At 37.4% G+C, this 14570-nt stretch carries 23 protein-coding genes; 18 read left to right on the top strand and 5 right to left on the bottom strand.

Annotated features, from left to right (window positions below; genetic code table 11):
* Positions 1–77: 77 nt before the first annotated feature.
* A complete protein-coding gene (cspD, locus tag G7057_RS09240) occupies positions 78–278 on the top strand; it encodes a cold-shock protein CspD (RefSeq protein WP_076766692.1) in 201 nt (66 codons plus the stop codon).
* Between the two features lie 123 nt (positions 279–401).
* Here the strand turns inward: cspD and G7057_RS09245 are convergent, their stop codons facing one another.
* From G7057_RS09245 to G7057_RS09255, 3 genes are all read right to left on the bottom strand, one after another.
* Positions 402–653: a GlsB/YeaQ/YmgE family stress response membrane protein gene (locus G7057_RS09245; protein WP_166163123.1), complete on the bottom strand. Its 252-nt coding sequence runs from the start codon at positions 651–653 to the stop codon at positions 402–404.
* A gap of 146 nt (positions 654–799) precedes the next feature.
* Positions 800–1996: a toxic anion resistance protein gene (locus G7057_RS09250; RefSeq protein ID WP_166163126.1), complete on the bottom strand. Its 1197-nt coding sequence runs from the start codon at positions 1994–1996 to the stop codon at positions 800–802.
* 10 nt (positions 1997–2006) lie between these two features.
* On the bottom strand, positions 2007–2699 hold the full coding sequence (locus G7057_RS09255) for a 5-bromo-4-chloroindolyl phosphate hydrolysis family protein (RefSeq protein WP_166163129.1): 693 nt from the start codon (positions 2697–2699) through the stop codon (positions 2007–2009).
* Positions 2700–2874: 175 nt separating this feature from the next.
* On the opposite strand from G7057_RS09255, the gene G7057_RS09260 reads away from it, so the two are divergent.
* The 8 genes from G7057_RS09260 to G7057_RS09295 all read left to right on the top strand — a co-directional run bounded on the left by G7057_RS09260 (position 2875) and on the right by G7057_RS09295 (position 9161).
* Positions 2875–3429, top strand: a complete 555-nt coding sequence (locus tag G7057_RS09260; RefSeq protein WP_166163132.1) for an NUDIX domain-containing protein — start codon at positions 2875–2877, stop codon at positions 3427–3429.
* A gap of 1 nt (position 3430) precedes the next feature.
* Positions 3431–3676, top strand: a complete 246-nt coding sequence (locus tag G7057_RS09265; protein WP_166163135.1) for a hypothetical protein — start codon at positions 3431–3433, stop codon at positions 3674–3676.
* Positions 3677–3702: 26 nt separating this feature from the next.
* Positions 3703–4395: a 5'-methylthioadenosine/adenosylhomocysteine nucleosidase gene (locus G7057_RS09270; RefSeq protein WP_166163138.1), complete on the top strand. Its 693-nt coding sequence runs from the start codon at positions 3703–3705 to the stop codon at positions 4393–4395.
* Positions 4396–4685: 290 nt separating this feature from the next.
* Positions 4686–5729, top strand: coding sequence for a siderophore ABC transporter substrate-binding protein (locus G7057_RS09275; protein ID WP_166163141.1), 1044 nt, complete (start codon positions 4686–4688; stop codon positions 5727–5729).
* Positions 5730–5738: 9 nt separating this feature from the next.
* Entirely contained in the window at positions 5739–6749 is a 1011-nt protein-coding gene (locus tag G7057_RS09280; RefSeq protein ID WP_166163144.1) for an ABC transporter permease, read from the top strand.
* Position 6750: 1 nt separating this feature from the next.
* A complete protein-coding gene (locus tag G7057_RS09285) occupies positions 6751–7800 on the top strand; it encodes an iron chelate uptake ABC transporter family permease subunit (RefSeq protein ID WP_166163147.1) in 1050 nt (349 codons plus the stop codon).
* A complete protein-coding gene (locus tag G7057_RS09290; RefSeq protein ID WP_166163149.1) occupies positions 7797–8549 on the top strand; it encodes an iron ABC transporter ATP-binding protein in 753 nt (250 codons plus the stop codon). The genes G7057_RS09285 and G7057_RS09290 overlap by 4 nt, the downstream gene beginning before the upstream one ends.
* Positions 8550–8744: 195 nt before the next feature.
* The gene (locus G7057_RS09295; protein WP_166163151.1) at positions 8745–9161 is read left to right on the top strand and encodes a hypothetical protein; all 417 of its coding nucleotides are present in this window, start codon (positions 8745–8747) and stop codon (positions 9159–9161) included.
* A gap of 172 nt (positions 9162–9333) precedes the next feature.
* Here the strand turns inward: G7057_RS09295 and G7057_RS09300 are convergent, their stop codons facing one another.
* Both G7057_RS09300 and G7057_RS09305 read right to left on the bottom strand, forming a co-directional pair.
* Positions 9334–10491 carry a site-specific integrase gene (locus tag G7057_RS09300; protein WP_166163153.1) on the bottom strand — a complete coding sequence of 386 codons (1158 nt, stop codon included), beginning with the start codon at positions 10489–10491 and terminating at the stop codon, positions 9334–9336.
* A gap of 86 nt (positions 10492–10577) precedes the next feature.
* The gene (locus tag G7057_RS09305; protein WP_166163155.1) at positions 10578–11240 is read right to left on the bottom strand and encodes a helix-turn-helix domain-containing protein; all 663 of its coding nucleotides are present in this window, start codon (positions 11238–11240) and stop codon (positions 10578–10580) included.
* 126 nt (positions 11241–11366) lie between these two features.
* Between G7057_RS09305 and G7057_RS09310 the strand changes: the two genes are divergently transcribed.
* The 9 genes from G7057_RS09310 (at position 11367) to G7057_RS09345 (ending at position 14559) form a co-directional block, all read left to right on the top strand.
* Entirely contained in the window at positions 11367–11591 is a 225-nt protein-coding gene (locus G7057_RS09310) for a helix-turn-helix domain-containing protein (RefSeq protein WP_166163157.1), read from the top strand.
* A gap of 18 nt (positions 11592–11609) precedes the next feature.
* Positions 11610–11885 carry a helix-turn-helix domain-containing protein gene (locus tag G7057_RS09315; protein ID WP_166163159.1) on the top strand — a complete coding sequence of 92 codons (276 nt, stop codon included), beginning with the start codon at positions 11610–11612 and terminating at the stop codon, positions 11883–11885.
* 65 nt (positions 11886–11950) lie between these two features.
* Positions 11951–12073 (top strand): hypothetical protein, encoded by a 123-nt coding sequence (locus G7057_RS11940; RefSeq protein WP_264372176.1) that lies wholly within the window; start codon positions 11951–11953, stop codon positions 12071–12073.
* Positions 12074–12078: 5 nt separating this feature from the next.
* The gene (locus G7057_RS09320; protein ID WP_166163162.1) at positions 12079–12444 is read left to right on the top strand and encodes a hypothetical protein; all 366 of its coding nucleotides are present in this window, start codon (positions 12079–12081) and stop codon (positions 12442–12444) included.
* A gap of 119 nt (positions 12445–12563) precedes the next feature.
* Entirely contained in the window at positions 12564–12812 is a 249-nt protein-coding gene (locus G7057_RS09325; RefSeq protein WP_166163165.1) for a hypothetical protein, read from the top strand.
* Entirely contained in the window at positions 12812–12988 is a 177-nt protein-coding gene (locus G7057_RS09330; protein WP_166163168.1) for a hypothetical protein, read from the top strand. Before G7057_RS09325 ends, G7057_RS09330 begins: the two co-directional genes overlap by 1 nt.
* A 13-nt stretch (positions 12989–13001) precedes the next feature.
* The gene (locus tag G7057_RS09335; protein ID WP_166163171.1) at positions 13002–13190 is read left to right on the top strand and encodes a hypothetical protein; all 189 of its coding nucleotides are present in this window, start codon (positions 13002–13004) and stop codon (positions 13188–13190) included.
* A 174-nt stretch (positions 13191–13364) separates the two neighbouring features.
* A complete protein-coding gene (locus tag G7057_RS09340; RefSeq protein ID WP_166163174.1) occupies positions 13365–13637 on the top strand; it encodes a hypothetical protein in 273 nt (90 codons plus the stop codon).
* Between the two features lie 28 nt (positions 13638–13665).
* Entirely contained in the window at positions 13666–14559 is an 894-nt protein-coding gene (locus G7057_RS09345) for a DnaD domain-containing protein (RefSeq protein WP_166163177.1), read from the top strand.
* Positions 14560–14570: the final 11 nt, after the last annotated feature.

A 14570-nucleotide genomic window follows, 5' to 3' on the forward strand; every position in this document is an offset into this window, starting at 1 on the left:
AAATATGTAATTTGAAATATAAACATAAAGATTATGGTTCAAGTTATTAGAAAAATTTTTGGAGGTTTTGTTTTATTATGGAACAAGGTAAAGTAAAATGGTTTAACGGTGAAAAAGGATTCGGATTTATCGAAGTTGAAGGCGGAGACGACGTATTCGTTCACTTCTCAGCAATTCAAGGCGACGGCTTCAAAACACTTGAAGAAGGCCAAGATGTTGAATTTGACATTGTTGAAGGAAACCGCGGAGCTCAAGCAGCTAACGTTGTAAAATTATAATCTTCAAAAATTATAACTTACTTCATAAACTTATAATCCAAAGCACACTAATCATTGATTAGTGTGCTTTTTAAATATAGTAAAGGCATCAGGTCAATCCCTGATGCCTTTACTATAACTATTCTAATTTCGTTTTGATCGTCCTAGAATGAATGATACTAGGAAGATTAAAATGACAGCCCCAAGCAAAGCAGGTACAATGAAGAATCCACCAATTTCTGGTCCCCATTCGCCTAATAACATCGTACCTAGCCATGAACCAAGGAAACCAGCAATGATATTTCCAATAATGCCTCCAGGTATATCTCTACCCATGATTGCTCCAGCGATTGCACCTAGTACACCACCGACAATTAACGTCCAAATTAATCCCATCTTTGTTTCCTCCTTTAAAAAAATATATAAAGTAATGATTGATTACTTTAACTATCATTATTATAAATGAATATCAGTTGTTTTCAAAATGATATGATTTTTAAACAACAAAAAAGCCTAGAACGTCTAAATTCTAGGCTTTTTGCTTATTGATTTAAGCGATTTTCTTCTTTTTGAAGACTGAGTAGGTGGTCACGCAGTTCATTTTCCATGTGTGACAATTCTGTTTCAGCTTCGCGACGCTTAATGCGACCTTCTTGTTGGATTTTCAAAGTCTCTTGAAGGGTTTCAACTAAGTCTTTTTGGGTTTGTTCCAAGGTTTCGATATCAATCACACCTCGTTCATTTTCTTTAGCTGTTTCAATAGCTGATATTTTCAACATTTCTGAATTTTTCAGCATTAAATCATTGGTTGTTTGCGACACTTGTCGTTGCGCAGTTACGGCATCTTTTTGACGAAGCAAGGTCATGGCAATAGCTACTTGGTTTTTCCATAACGGAATAGCGGTATGGATTGACGCTTGTATTTTCTCAGCTAAAGCTTGATTAGTGTTTTGAATCAAACGGATTTGTGGTGCTTGTTGGATGGTCATTTGTCGTGCTAGTCTTAAGTCATGTGTTCGTTTTTCTAAACGGTCTAAAAACTGATTTAAGTCATTAACAATTTGGACATCCATCTGGCTTTTTGACTGTTCGGCTAGCTCAATCGCAGCCGGAATCGTCTGACTTGATAGTTCTTGAAGTTTTACTTCGCCGGCAGCAATATAAATATTAAGGGCATGAAAGTAATCTTCATTCTTTTTGTAAAGTTGTTCAAGCATAATATTATCATTTAACAAGCCATTCTTTTCTCGATCTAGCTTCACGGCAATTTTATCGATTTGAGCGCCGATCTGTTGGTATTTAGCGGTCATTTCATAAACGCTTTGTTTTACTTTACTAAACATCTTACGGAAAATATTGTTATCTTCTGCTCTTAAATCAGAAGGGCTTGTCTCATTTAGTTTAAACATCAACTCATTTAATGAATCGCCAATCTCACCAGTATCTTGGTTTTGGACATGAGAGAGCATAGAATGTGAGAATTCACCTAATTGTTTTTGAGCAGCAGCGCCATAACTAATGATCGCTTGCATATTTTTTTCATCAATTTGACCAGCCAGAGCAACAGCTTGTTTTTGTCGTTCTTCTGGTAAACGATCGATTAGCTTGTCAGCTACGACGGTTTCTTTTAGTTCTTGTTTACCATCTACTTGGGCAGCTGGATTAGCATACGGATCAGCAAATGGATTAGCTAGTAAATCTTCTAGTTCTTTATTAACAGTTTGATCTTTATTTTCCATATAATCCCTCCTAATAGTCATCACTTAATGGTTCATTTTCTTTATTATCTCTGTTCAGAACATGATTAGCAAGTTCCACTTCCATATCTAAGTCGTCAATATCATTTGACATGAAAGATAGATAATCTTTAGTAATCAATTGGCAAAGATCTTCCATAGTCTTCGAGCTAGTCTCTAATGACTGATAGGTTTCTTTTGTTTTTGCTAGATGACCATCAATCTCAATATAAGATTCGGTCATTTCCTTTAAATTAGGTAAATAGGTATAGAGGAAGTGGTTAACCTCGTGGAGACGGTTAGGCTGTTCCACAATATGTTTAAAAAAGTCTTTTATAATCGCAATCGTATTATGACGTATAGCAATCGCCTTTACTTTATTACTCTTATTGGTAGACTTTTCAATAGCATAAATATGCTCTCTAGCTGTATGCATCGTTTTTCGGAATAGCTGTATTTCATCTTTTGTTAGGCCTTTAGAATGATAGAATTCCTCTTTTTGGCTAGATACCTTAGCAAGTGGCTGCTTGTTCTTCTTAGTGGTTGTTTTTGACCGATAATGAAATAAAATAGCTCCCATCACAAGCGTAAGAACCAATGATGTGATGATATCAAATTCAAAAACGAAGAAAAAAACAGCTAAAGCGATTAAGCATCCGACATTTGAAAATGTATAAATAAAGCTTTTTTTGATTGTTTGAAACATAAGTCACCCTCCTTAAGTAGTGAAATCTTACTTTGATTTTATTTTATCATAACAGCTTGAGACAACTATCGGTCAAAAGGATGATTTTTCATTAAAATTGAATGGAATCTTGTCATCAAGAAAAGAATTAGGGTATGATAGACTTAAATGAATGATAAAAAGCGAGGCTAAACAAATGGAGTTTGAAGAAAAAACCCTTACGAAAGAAATAATTTTTGATGGCGTACTTGTTCATTTAGAGAGAGAAGAAGTCCTGCTTCCTAATGGAAAAACATCTATTAGAGAAATTATCCGTCATCCTGGTGCTGTAGCAGTGATGCCTTTTACGGCCGATGGAAAGATGGTTTTGGTCCGTCAATATCGCAAACCGTTAGAACGGACAGTCGTAGAAATTCCAGCAGGTAAGCTAGAAAAAGATGATACTCATCCATTAGAGGCAGCCAAAAGGGAACTAGAAGAAGAAACCCATTATTCAGCAAGTCGTTGGGAAGAGATTGAGACTATGTATCCAACTCCTGCTTACTTAGATGAAAAATTTACAATCTATCTCGCAGAAGGGTTGGAAATTGTAGAAAATCCACTACCTCAGGATGAGGATGAATTTGTTGAAGTTGTCCTATGTAGCTACCAAGAAGCATTAGCGCTTAGAGAAAGTGGAGAAATTTGTGATGCTAAGACGCTATATGCGCTGCTCTATTGGAAACTTCGCTTATTAGAAAAGGAAGCTTAATATGGCTAAAAAAGAAAAAAAACAATTGATTACTCGAAAAAATTACCAAGAGTATATACAGAAAGAAACTGATAATGGTAATGAAAAGGGAAAATCACTCAAGAAAAAAACAAAATCAGCCGAGGAAACAAAAACACGACTAACGGTTAAAGAAAAAGGAAGAAGATTAGACCGTTTTTATAATATCGCTATTATTAGTGTCATTATCGCGATTGTTTTAGTTTTTGTATTGGCATTTGTCATTTAAATAAACGTTAAGGAATGTGAATAACTATGATCGGTATTATTGGCGCAATGGAAGAAGAAACACGTGTATTACTTGGTGTAATGTCGGATAAAAAAACAGAAAAAATTCATCATTTAGAATATACCTCTGGGAAAATTGGCGAAACAGATGTTGTCATTACCCAATCAGGAATAGGAAAAGTAAACTCAGCATTGGCAACAGCGTTTTTAATTGATCGTTATCAAGCTGATTTGGTTATTAATACGGGATCAGCAGGAGCGATTAAGTCAGGATTAGCTGTGGGAGATGTCGTTGTAGCTGAGCAATTGGCTTACCATGATGTTGATGCGATGGCATTTGGCTATGAAAAAGGACAAGTTCCTCAGATGCCTGCCCGTTACATGAGCGATGTGAAAAGTGTAGAGGCTATTATGGCTGCTGCTCAAGTGGTAGGGTTGAATCCATCTAGAGGCTTTATTGTATCCAGTGATTCGTTTATCGCTAGTAAAGAAGAAATTAACCGTATTAAGGCAGAATTTCCAGAAGCAGCAGCAACGGAAATGGAAGGAGCGTCAATCGCCCAAACGTGTTTTAATATGTCTGTTCCGTTTGTTGTAGTACGAGCGATGTCTGATAGTGCAGATGAAGAAGCATCTATGTCTTTTGATGACTTTATTATCGAAGCTGGAAAAAAATCAGCTGAAATGGTTATTGAATATGTGAAGCGTTATTCTCATTGAGAATGAAAGAGGCGAAAAGCCTCTTTTTTTTGGTTAAAAAAGAATGTGAATTTCATAATTAACAGACTAATTTAATATTGTTTTAATGAGAAAGCGCTTTAAATCAATATTTTTGTTGTTTTTTGTATAAACATACAGTAGAATAAGCCTTAAGTTAATTGAGAATGATTCTCAATTAGAATCATTCTCATTAAGAGTTATCAGAAAAGGTATTGTGGGAAAAAGGTAAGCCATTCTAATAGGGCTTAAAAAATAAATCATTTGAGTTATAGAGATAGGGAGAGAGACAGATGGGAAAAAATAAATTGGTTAAATTGACATATAGTATGGCTGTAGCTGCCTTATTGTTGGGAGCGTGTTCAACAGCGAATGAGGCAACAGAATCAGAAGCAGTAGAATCAGCTACAACGGAATCCATTGTTGAGTCATCAGTTGAAGAAGTTGCAACAACAGTGGCTATTACAGATGCACATGGTACTGTAACAGTTCCAATCAACCCTAAAAATGTAGTTGTGTTAGATAACCGTACCTTTGAAACATTAGCTGATTGGAGTATTGAATTAGCTGCTGTACCTAAAGGTGTCATGCCAGCAGACTCTCCTTATGTGAGTGACGAAAATGTGAAGGATATTGGTAACCACCGCGAACCTAATCTTGAAATTATTGCAGCAGTTGAACCAGAGTTGGTTATTGTTGGACAACGTTTTGCTAGTTATTACGAGGAAATAAAAGAACTTGTACCGAATGCAGCTGTTATTGATTTGAATATTGATGTTTCTGAAGACTCAGAAACACCTGGTGAAAATCTTGTTAATGGACTAAAAGATTCTACTGTAGCCCTAGGACAAATCTTTGAAAAAGAAGCCGAAGCAGAACAACTAATTGCAGACTTTGATGCAGCAATTGAGGCTGCTAAGTCAGTATACAATGGAGCAGACACAGTGATGAGTTTAGTTGTTTCAGGCGGGGATATTGGATTCTCTGCACCACATTCTGGACGTGTTTGGGGACCAATGTATGAGATCTTTGGTTGGGTACCTGCACTAGAAGTTGAGAAATTTTCTTCTGATCATGAGGGGGATGAAGTTTCTGTTGAGGCAATTGCTCAAAGTAATCCAGATTGGATTTTTGTTCTTGACCGTGATGCAGCAGTATCATCCAACGAAGATGCTGTCCCTGCGCAAGACGTGATTGATAATGCACCTGCTTTGCAAAATGTAATAGCTATTACTGAAGGACAAATTGTCTACGCACCAAATGATACTTACACCAATGAATCAATTCAAACTTACCTCGAACTGTTTAACAACTTAGCTGAAACATTAGCGAAATAGTGATTGCTTATGGATAAGCAATCAATTAAAGACATGACAAGTACTGAGCTTGCTCAGTCCTTGCGTCATGGTCGAAAAAAAGTATTTACGAAAGCATTTGTTCTGACTTGTATTCTGGTTCTGTTGCTAGCGCTTCTATCCTTAATGACTGGTGCTTATGATATTAGGGGAAATGATGATGGTTGGACTATGTTTTTTATTACCCGAGTTCCTCGTACCATATCCTTAATGTTAACAGGAGCAGCTATGTCAATGACTGGTTTAGTCATGCAGATGATTACACAAAATAGGCTCGTTGAATCATCAACAACAGGAACGGTTGAGTGGGCTGGTTTAGGATTAGTATTTGTTTATTTATTTTTTCCCGCACCATCTCTTGTCTTAAGGATGACTGGCGCTATTATTTTTTCGTTTGTTGGGACATTAATCTTTTTCTTTTTTTTACGAAAGGTAAAACTTAAATCTTCTTTAATTGTACCTATTATCGGTATTATGCTGGGAGCCATTGTTTCCGCCGTATCTACCTTTATTGGCTTAGCCTTTAATATGAGTCAGAATGTGGAAAGTTGGTTTGTCGGTTCATTTGCCTCTGTTCAACTTGGACGATATGAGTATTTATGGCTGATTGTTCTAGTGACAGTCATTATTTTTATCTATGCTGATCGATTGACATTAGCTGGGTTGGGTGAAGAGGTTACGACCTCTGTTGGTGTTAACTATAACCAGATTATTTTAGTAGCAACCTTATTAATTTCAATTGCAGTAGGGATTGTCTCGGCAGTTATTGGCAATTTACCTTTTATTGGCCTCATTGTGCCAAATATTGTATCCATGTATCGTGGAGATGATATTCGAAGTAATTTGCCATGGGTATGTTTATTGGGAATGGGAATTGTTATGATTTGTGATATCATCTCAAGAATAATTATTGCACCATTCGAAGTCCCTGTATCGCTTATTTTAGGAACGGCAGGCTCTGTTATCTTTATCATTATTTTACTTAGACAAAGGAGACGATAAGATGCAAAAGTTATCGGCATATAGAAAGAATAACCAAATAGCAACTAAAAGCCGATCGACTGGCGCTTTTCGTTCTGCTAAGGAAGAACAACGATACTGGCTATTGCTCATTATTTTACTTAGCTTAGCTATCTTAGCTTCCTATGGTCTATTGGTTTATAAAAATCCGGTAGCAGTAACATCACCATCATTTTTGCCGATTGTAAAAAGGCGAACGACAGCACTAACGGCTATGGTGATTGTTGCACTTTGCCAAAGCTTATCAACGGTCGCTTTTCAATCTATTACAACGAATCGAGTGGTTACTCCCTCTTTGTTAGGGTTTGAAGCACTTTATGTTTCGATTCATACAGCCACTATGTTTTTCTTCGGAGTGACAGCCTTTGTTGGCTTTACAGGTTTAGTGCCATTTATTATTCAAGTTGTCGCTATGGTGTCACTCTGCTTACTACTTTATGGTTGGCTATTATCAGGAAAATATGGTGATTTACAGCTGATGTTATTAGTTGGGGTCATTATCGGTAGCGGATTACGTTCGCTGTCATCCTTTATGAAGCGGATTTTAACGCCTTCGGAATATGATCTGTTACAAGCGCGTTTACTGGGATCAGTTAATAATGCTGATGCTGATTATTTTCCTATTGCAATCCCAATTGTGGTGCTTGCAGTTATCCTGTTATTTGTTTATTCTAAGCGTTTAAATGTTGTAGCACTGGGGAAAGATGTGTGTCAAACACTCGGTGTTCGTTATCAAGCGAGTGTTATCTTTATACTCGTTATTGTTGCGGTGTTGATGTCTATTTCAACAGCACTAGTTGGTCAATTGACATTCTTTGGTTTTTTAGTTGCCACGCTCACTTATCAAGCAGCGCCGACTTACGACCATAAGTATGTTTTCCCAATGGCGTTTGTCATTGGTTATGTCATTATTACGGTTGCCTATTTCTTTATGTATCATGTATTTAATGCTCAAGGTGTCGTATCGGTCATTATTGAAATTTTTGGTGGCTTAACATTTTTAATTGTCGTACTAAGGAAGGGTTCATTATGATAGAAATAACAGATGTGAAAAAAGCATATTCTAAAGATGTCCAAATTGGACCCTTAACTGTCACCATTCCTAAAGCAGGTCTGACTTCTTTGATTGGACCAAATGGAGCGGGAAAGTCAACGACTTTATTAATGATTGGTCGGCTACTAGAAATGGATGAAGGTCATATCAAAATTGCTAATATGGACGTGTGCCAAACAAAATCAGCAGATCTGGCTAAAATTTTAACCATACTGCGCCAAGAAAATCATTTTATTACTCGTTTAACGATTCGACAACTAGCAGGTTTTGGCCGTTTTCCTTATTCAAAAGGGCGATTAACAAAAGAAGATGAAGCTATTATTTCTAAGTACATTGATTTTTTAGGTTTAACAGAATTAGAAAACCGTTATCTAGATGAAGTTTCTGGTGGACAAAGACAACGTGCTTATGTGGCGATGGTTTTATGCCAAGAAACGGATTATATATTATTGGATGAACCTTTGAACAATCTCGATGTTGCTAGTTCAGTCCAAATGATGGAGCATTTGAGATATGCAGCTAAGGAGTTTGGCCGTACGATTGTAACGGTTATGCATGATATTAACTTTGCTGCTAAGTATTCTGAACACATTTGTGCAATGAAGAATGGACAAATTGTCAGATTTGGAACTGTTAATGAGGTTATGAAAGCAGAAGTTTTATCAGATATTTTTGGAACAGCGATAGATGTCATTGAAGGGCCACATGGTCCAGTAGCGATTTATTAATATGGAATAAAAAACTGCCATGATGAGTCTCATCATGGCAGTTTTGTGTCGAGTGAAGAAGATTTTGAGCGCCAGTCGACATAATTTAGGCAAATCATGTCGACTGGCATTTTTTTTAGCTCTCACTCGACATATTTTATAATCATCATCTGCGCTATAATAGATACATCATTCATTAGTAAAAGAGAGAAGGTAATGACTATGCTGAAAAGGAAAGTAGGATGCATCATCATACTTATTGCTCTAATTGTCAGTGTTACATTAATCGACAAAAGTGAAGATGGTATTTTCATCGTATCTAAACAGGATATTCCTCAATCAATTGAAGTGATTAGGCATTATTTAGAAGGGGAAACAGTGCTTTACAAACATCCAACAATTATAATGGATTCTGAAAAGATAGCATCAGATACTAATAGTGGAGAAAGTAAAATTAGCTTAACGATTGGTCAGCAAACAGAAGATATTATTTCTTATGTTGACTCAAATGTAAATAGATTTAATATAAAAATTAAGGTAATAGCATATGATGAATTAACAGGTGAAATCAGCATAAAATTATCTTACCGAGATGGTCTAGAAAAGATAAGTAAAACAATCACCTTCAAATAAAAAAATCCCGGCTTGGATATCCAAGTCGGGATTTTTAAAATTAAGATTAACCTAATTTGTTGTAAGGTTCAATCATTTCATAGGATAGTCTATAAACGTTGGTATGACTGGACTTTTAAGCCGTTCTCTCAAATGCCTGGAAAAAATTAATGCCATAAAAAATGCCATTGGCTCAGTTTTCCATAAATTTGAGGAACTTATCAGCCGTTTCTTCCTTAGTCTTTTCGGTTACGTGGGTATAAATATCCATCGTTGTTTTTATGTTCGCATGACCGAGCCGCTCTTTTACTTCCTGGAGCGATGCGCCCGCCTCGAACAGCAGGGAGGCATGTGTATGCCGGAACCCGTGAATTGTTATTTTCTTCAGGTCATTCTTTTGGAGAACATCCCTCAGCCAGTAGAACACAGCGGACGGGCGTATGTGCGTATTGTGATAGGTTGTAAAGATAGGCTGGTTAGGCTTGTTCGTATTGATGCCAAGCATGAGATATTTTTCCAGCTGATCCCTACGCCATCTTTTTAGCAGTGCCAGCGTCTCATCATCCAAACTGATAGAGCGAATGGATGCCTCTGTCTTTGGTGTGTTAACAATGACCTTTTTTAAGCCGATAGCGAGCGTTTTATTAATATGCAGCTGTTTACGTGTGAAATCAATATCGGACCAGTTCAGCGCCAGTATTTCACTCTTACGGGCACCAGTGAACGCTGCAAGGCGGAAAAATACCACTTTCTTCAGGTCTTTTACTTTAGAGGCGCACTCCATGAACGTCCGCAGTTCGTCCCGGGTGTAAAAGCCATCCTCCTGCTCATACTGGGCTTTGACTTTCTTTTTCTTCTTAGGCATGATGACTTTGTCGGCAGGGTTTATGCTACTGATCCCGCTATTGTTGGCGAAACGGTAAACCATGGAAACATAACTGTTCATGAGCTGATACATGCCGACTTGACCGGCCCATTTGTTGACTGCTTTTTGAACCTGGGCGACCGTTATGTTGTTGATGCGGTACTTGCCCAACGATGGTAAAATGTAGTCATTGAAGTAGTATTTTGTCATGCGCAGCGTGTTCTCTTTGACGGTGTGCCGGTATTGATCCACCCACAGCTCATATACTTCCTTGAATGTGATGTTATCGTTATCCGTTTTACTGAGGCCGTTCTTGTCTACATCCAGCATTAACCTGGAGAGGGCAAGGTCGGCCTCTTTTTTTGTCTTAAAACCGGATCGCGTTGTCTTTTTAGGTTTCCCAGTTAGTGGGTCGATACCTAGATAGGTTTGGAACTTGTAGGCCGTAGAGCCGTCTTTTTTCGTGTATTTTGTAATGCTTGCCATAGTCTTTTCCTCTTCTCTAGCACCGCAGGGCAACAGGCTTTTAAGAGGTGACCTTCTCCCGATTGGCTACGGGGTGGGCCGTTATATTATTGATTATTTTTAATATTATCTGTTTTGTTGATCGCCTCTGTCAAAATATCAGTGAGCTTATCATGCAGGGTTGCATCCATACCGTCTTTATATACTGTTACATCATGGCCAGCTTTTAAGTCCAAGAACATATTGTCAACAGTACTTAATAAGTCCTTTAAGGTGTTGTAAGTAATATTAATGGCGCCTTTATTTGAGTCGTCTTCTCCGCGTAGAAAGCGGAAAATCGTTTCATTGGCAAGCTTTTTCATTGCTTCAATCTCTGAGTGGCTGAGACCATGCTCTTTAACCAGGGTTATAAACTGAAATTTCAACTCTTTTAATTGAGATAGGTCTTTAAGTAGCAGGGTGACAAAGCTGTCAGGATCTTCATCTTTTATTAAATCCTCGATAAAAGTATCCAAGAATGTAGCGGCATACTCTCTGATATCCCCATATAAAAGCTCATCGACTGAAATTCCAGCAATACCGGAGATGATAGAAAGACGTTTATTATTAGGTAAATTTTTCCCAGTTTCCCAGTTGCTTATAGTTCCGCTCTGAATTTTACTTGTTTTTTCTACTTGACCGATTAAATTAGCGAATTCAGTCATGCTCATACCTTTGTTTCTTCTAATTTGTCTAATTCGATCCCCTACATCATTAGGATTGATATCCATAAACACACCTCCTCTACTAAATAATAAACTATCTCACAAAGAAACGCAAAGTTTTTCTTGCGTTAAGTTAAAAAATGGTTTACACTATAATTACAAAGAAATGCAAAGAAAAAAGGAGGAAGAGCTATGACTAAGTTTGCAAAGCTTAGAAGAGGGAACGGACTCACTCAAAATGAAGTAGCCAAAGCTTTTAATATTACCAGACAAGCTTACTCAGCGAAAGAGCGAGGACTGTCTAGTTTTTCTGATAAAGAAAAGGTTATTTTCATTGAACTCGTCAAGCCAATGTTTCCACGTGAGACAATAGAAAGTATTTTTTTTACAACGGACGCAAAGAAAAGCAAAGATTAGAAAGGAGGTGAGAGCAAAATGGCAGAGCTGACGCTTAATGTATCTGATGACCTACAGCATCAAATAGAGGGCCTGCTAAGGCAAGCGGCTCTTAAAGTCATCGAAGAGGTATCAAGCAACGAGCTTCATAAGAAAGACTATTTCAATAAGAAAGAGGCTGCCGCATACCTGGGCATATCCTACAAAAGTCTCCAGAAACTCATCCTCATGGGGTTACCGATGGTTCAGGTAGATAATATGACGCTCATCGCAAAAAACTCTATCAATGAATTCATGACGGACTTGGAAAGATAAACAAAAAATAAGCATCCGCAGGGCAGCAGAGCTTAAACATGAGTATAAGTGAAAGGGTGTTAGTTATGACAATTTTAGAAGAAACGTTTCTGGGTGGTTTGTTAGTGGGTATTACTGTGACGCTGGTAGCTCTTAAAATGTGGTTGATTGTGTTGGAAATGGTAGAAGAACAAAAAAATAGGGGGTAATGATGATGGGAAACAGAGAAACTGGTATGTGGTTACCGTTGGAAAAAGAAGCTATTAAAAAACAGGCCTGGTCTGCCCAGGATGATGTAGACGTCTTTCTTTCAGACTCAAAGAGAAGCATCGAAAAAATGCGTGTGCTTGTTGATCAGATGACAGAAGACTGGTCGGAGTATGCAGATGAAATAGAGGAAGCGCCAGAGGATAGTGTAGGCGTTTATGTAAAGATGGCCATGATGAAGCTCTCACAACGCCATGGGGTTTATCTCGATCTGATGAACGAGATTTTAATGAATCAATCAAACGAACTGGAACAAGCAAAACTTAATAACAGTAAGCTGCAGAAACTACAAAAAATGGATGCATCCCTTTGAGCCGACGAAACTCAGATGCATCCAGACTAGAAAGTGGGTACCTTTTGTGTACCTATTTTCTGTCATTATAACATATTCAAAATGTAAAGTATAGAACCTTTACAGGAGGTGGGAAACTTTTGGAAGAAATAAAACTAACACACGATGGCCAGCTAGCCATTGCGACGGCCTACTCTCGTAAGGCCAGCAAGTGGAAGAACGGAGAAACAACCTGGTCACAGTTCTTGCAGCGCTTAAATAAACCAACTGAGACAAGCGAAACAGTTGCCGAGTATAAACAGATGAATGAAATTGATGATCGTATAAGTTGGGTGGCCAATATCATGGAAATTGAAAGAGGATATAACAGAAAATGGAGGAAAAAATAATGGAACAATCAAAGGCTGAAACAGTGAAGGATCAAGTACAAAGTATTTATTCAATTACACAATCAGAAATTACAAATGAAGATGGGACACCAATTTCAGTAGCAGACCTTCAAGACTTAGTTTATCAAGAAGTAGCTTACTTAGCTGAACTACTTGGTTTCGAATTAGAGGACTAAAGGGGTGGTGTAAATGAATCTATTGCAAGAAGCATACTTAGGTGGTTTGGTTGTAGGGGTTATTGCAACGCTTGTAAGCCAATCTTCATGGAACCTGATTAAAGATATTGTTACCGAATTTAGAATAATAAAAAAAAGCCTAAGAAATGCCAGTTTCTTAGGACAAGGAAAGTATTTTTTTGTAGAAATCTTTCTCTTATAGTAACGCAAATTAATTAATGATGCATCCATTTCTACTATTGGTTGTTCACTAGAGGGTGGCTTCCCTTCCCGCCAACGCCATAAGTTAGCGATTTACGGCCGCTAAAGTGAGGGTAGCTACTTTCTATTGAACAACCAATAAAGACTAGGATAGCAAGGAAAAAGAGGGATTATATTGGAAAAGAAAGCAGAAGAAATGATAGAAAATAACTCTATTGAATTCAATATAACATTGAGTCTAATTGAACAACTGATCGATAATCATGATTCACTAGTAAAAATAGCACAAAAAGTAGAGAAAAAAGAACTTACAGATTATACAGCTGCATATGAAGTTTTACGTTTATCAGGAAGAACAACTAATTCACTCACTTTAGCTCATCGTTTAGTTAGTGGTATGAACGATTCTAACGAGGAGATATTAGCCGATACAACGGTGTTTGGTTAGATAACGCTTAAAGAAAGAGGGTGAGTAAATGGCGATATATAGGCAAATTCAAATTAGCTTTTGGCAAGACGAATTAATTATTGAGTTAGAACCAGAAGAAAAATATTTTTACCTATATCTAATGACCAACGATAAAACAACTCAATGCGGTGTATATCGCATTAATGAAAAAATCGTTGCTTTTGATACAGGTTATTCAATCGAAAAAGTTAGGGAATTGCTTCAAGTATTCGTTGCTAAAAAACGCATTATGTATAACCAGGAACACAAAGAGTTATTTCTTCTTAACTGGCTAAAATTCAATAAAGCTAGTTCTCCTAAAGTAGCGGTGGTAGTTGACAGGGAACTGGCCAACATAAAAACCATCGAATTTCATAATGAAGTGGTCAAACAGTGTTTACTATACGGCTACCCCATTAAAACTAAAGAGATACACTATCAATACCCTATCGATACCGTATCTAAACAGGTTGGATATAGTATCGATACTGAAACGCAACCAGAACCAGAAGAAGAACCAAAACATAATAATAACCAGAAGCAGAATCAGAATAACGCTCCTGCTACTAATGCCCACTTGTTCTATCAAAATAATTTTGGGGTAGCAAACCCGACTGTTATACAAACGATTGAACATTGGATCAATGACTTGAACGAAGCAATGGTTATTGAAGCAATGAGAAGGGCAGCCGTTGACCAAAAAGGTTTCAGATACGCTGAAGGCATCATGAAGAAATGGCTAAATAAAAATATAACCACTATGCAGCAAGTACAGGCGGATGATGTTGCATTCTCCAATAAAAACGAGAAGCCTAACGGCATCTATAACCAAGAATTCAAGCGAACCGCAGAAGATGAGGAGCGTTTGAGACGGTTAAATGATATTGATTTACCGCAAGGATTCTATGACAACCTTATATAGGAGGTAGAGCA

It is taken from the genome of Jeotgalibaca arthritidis (assembly GCF_011100465.1).
In the GTDB taxonomy this organism is placed as follows: Bacteria; Bacillota; Bacilli; order Lactobacillales; family Aerococcaceae; genus Jeotgalibaca; species Jeotgalibaca arthritidis.

What these genes read in the sequence shown, in the direction of transcription:
- G7057_RS09305 (WP_166163155.1), bottom strand. Translation starts at nt 11,240, where the DNA reads ATGGATATCAATCCTAATGATGTAGGGGATCGAATTAGACAAATTAGA.
- G7057_RS09290 (WP_166163149.1), top strand. Translation starts at nt 7,797, where the DNA reads ATGATAGAAATAACAGATGTGAAAAAAGCATATTCTAAAGATGTCCAA.
- G7057_RS09275 (WP_166163141.1), top strand. Translation starts at nt 4,686, where the DNA reads ATGGGAAAAAATAAATTGGTTAAATTGACATATAGTATGGCTGTAGCT.
- G7057_RS09280 (WP_166163144.1), top strand. Translation starts at nt 5,739, where the DNA reads ATGGATAAGCAATCAATTAAAGACATGACAAGTACTGAGCTTGCTCAG.
- G7057_RS09315 (WP_166163159.1), top strand. Translation starts at nt 11,610, where the DNA reads ATGGCAGAGCTGACGCTTAATGTATCTGATGACCTACAGCATCAAATA.
- G7057_RS09310 (WP_166163157.1), top strand. Translation starts at nt 11,367, where the DNA reads ATGACTAAGTTTGCAAAGCTTAGAAGAGGGAACGGACTCACTCAAAAT.
- G7057_RS09255 (WP_166163129.1), bottom strand. Translation starts at nt 2,699, where the DNA reads ATGTTTCAAACAATCAAAAAAAGCTTTATTTATACATTTTCAAATGTC.
- G7057_RS11940 (WP_264372176.1), top strand. Translation starts at nt 11,951, where the DNA reads ATGACAATTTTAGAAGAAACGTTTCTGGGTGGTTTGTTAGTGGGTATT.
- G7057_RS09285 (WP_166163147.1), top strand. Translation starts at nt 6,751, where the DNA reads ATGCAAAAGTTATCGGCATATAGAAAGAATAACCAAATAGCAACTAAA.
- G7057_RS09335 (WP_166163171.1), top strand. Translation starts at nt 13,002, where the DNA reads ATGAATCTATTGCAAGAAGCATACTTAGGTGGTTTGGTTGTAGGGGTT.
- G7057_RS09245 (WP_166163123.1), bottom strand. Translation starts at nt 653, where the DNA reads ATGGGATTAATTTGGACGTTAATTGTCGGTGGTGTACTAGGTGCAATC.
- cspD (WP_076766692.1), top strand. Translation starts at nt 78, where the DNA reads ATGGAACAAGGTAAAGTAAAATGGTTTAACGGTGAAAAAGGATTCGGA.
- G7057_RS09320 (WP_166163162.1), top strand. Translation starts at nt 12,079, where the DNA reads ATGGGAAACAGAGAAACTGGTATGTGGTTACCGTTGGAAAAAGAAGCT.
- G7057_RS09250 (WP_166163126.1), bottom strand. Translation starts at nt 1,996, where the DNA reads ATGGAAAATAAAGATCAAACTGTTAATAAAGAACTAGAAGATTTACTA.
- G7057_RS09260 (WP_166163132.1), top strand. Translation starts at nt 2,875, where the DNA reads ATGGAGTTTGAAGAAAAAACCCTTACGAAAGAAATAATTTTTGATGGC.
- G7057_RS09265 (WP_166163135.1), top strand. Translation starts at nt 3,431, where the DNA reads ATGGCTAAAAAAGAAAAAAAACAATTGATTACTCGAAAAAATTACCAA.
- G7057_RS09345 (WP_166163177.1), top strand. Translation starts at nt 13,666, where the DNA reads ATGGCGATATATAGGCAAATTCAAATTAGCTTTTGGCAAGACGAATTA.
- G7057_RS09330 (WP_166163168.1), top strand. Translation starts at nt 12,812, where the DNA reads ATGGAACAATCAAAGGCTGAAACAGTGAAGGATCAAGTACAAAGTATT.
- G7057_RS09300 (WP_166163153.1), bottom strand. Translation starts at nt 10,491, where the DNA reads ATGGCAAGCATTACAAAATACACGAAAAAAGACGGCTCTACGGCCTAC.
- G7057_RS09295 (WP_166163151.1), top strand. Translation starts at nt 8,745, where the DNA reads ATGACTATGCTGAAAAGGAAAGTAGGATGCATCATCATACTTATTGCT.
- G7057_RS09270 (WP_166163138.1), top strand. Translation starts at nt 3,703, where the DNA reads ATGATCGGTATTATTGGCGCAATGGAAGAAGAAACACGTGTATTACTT.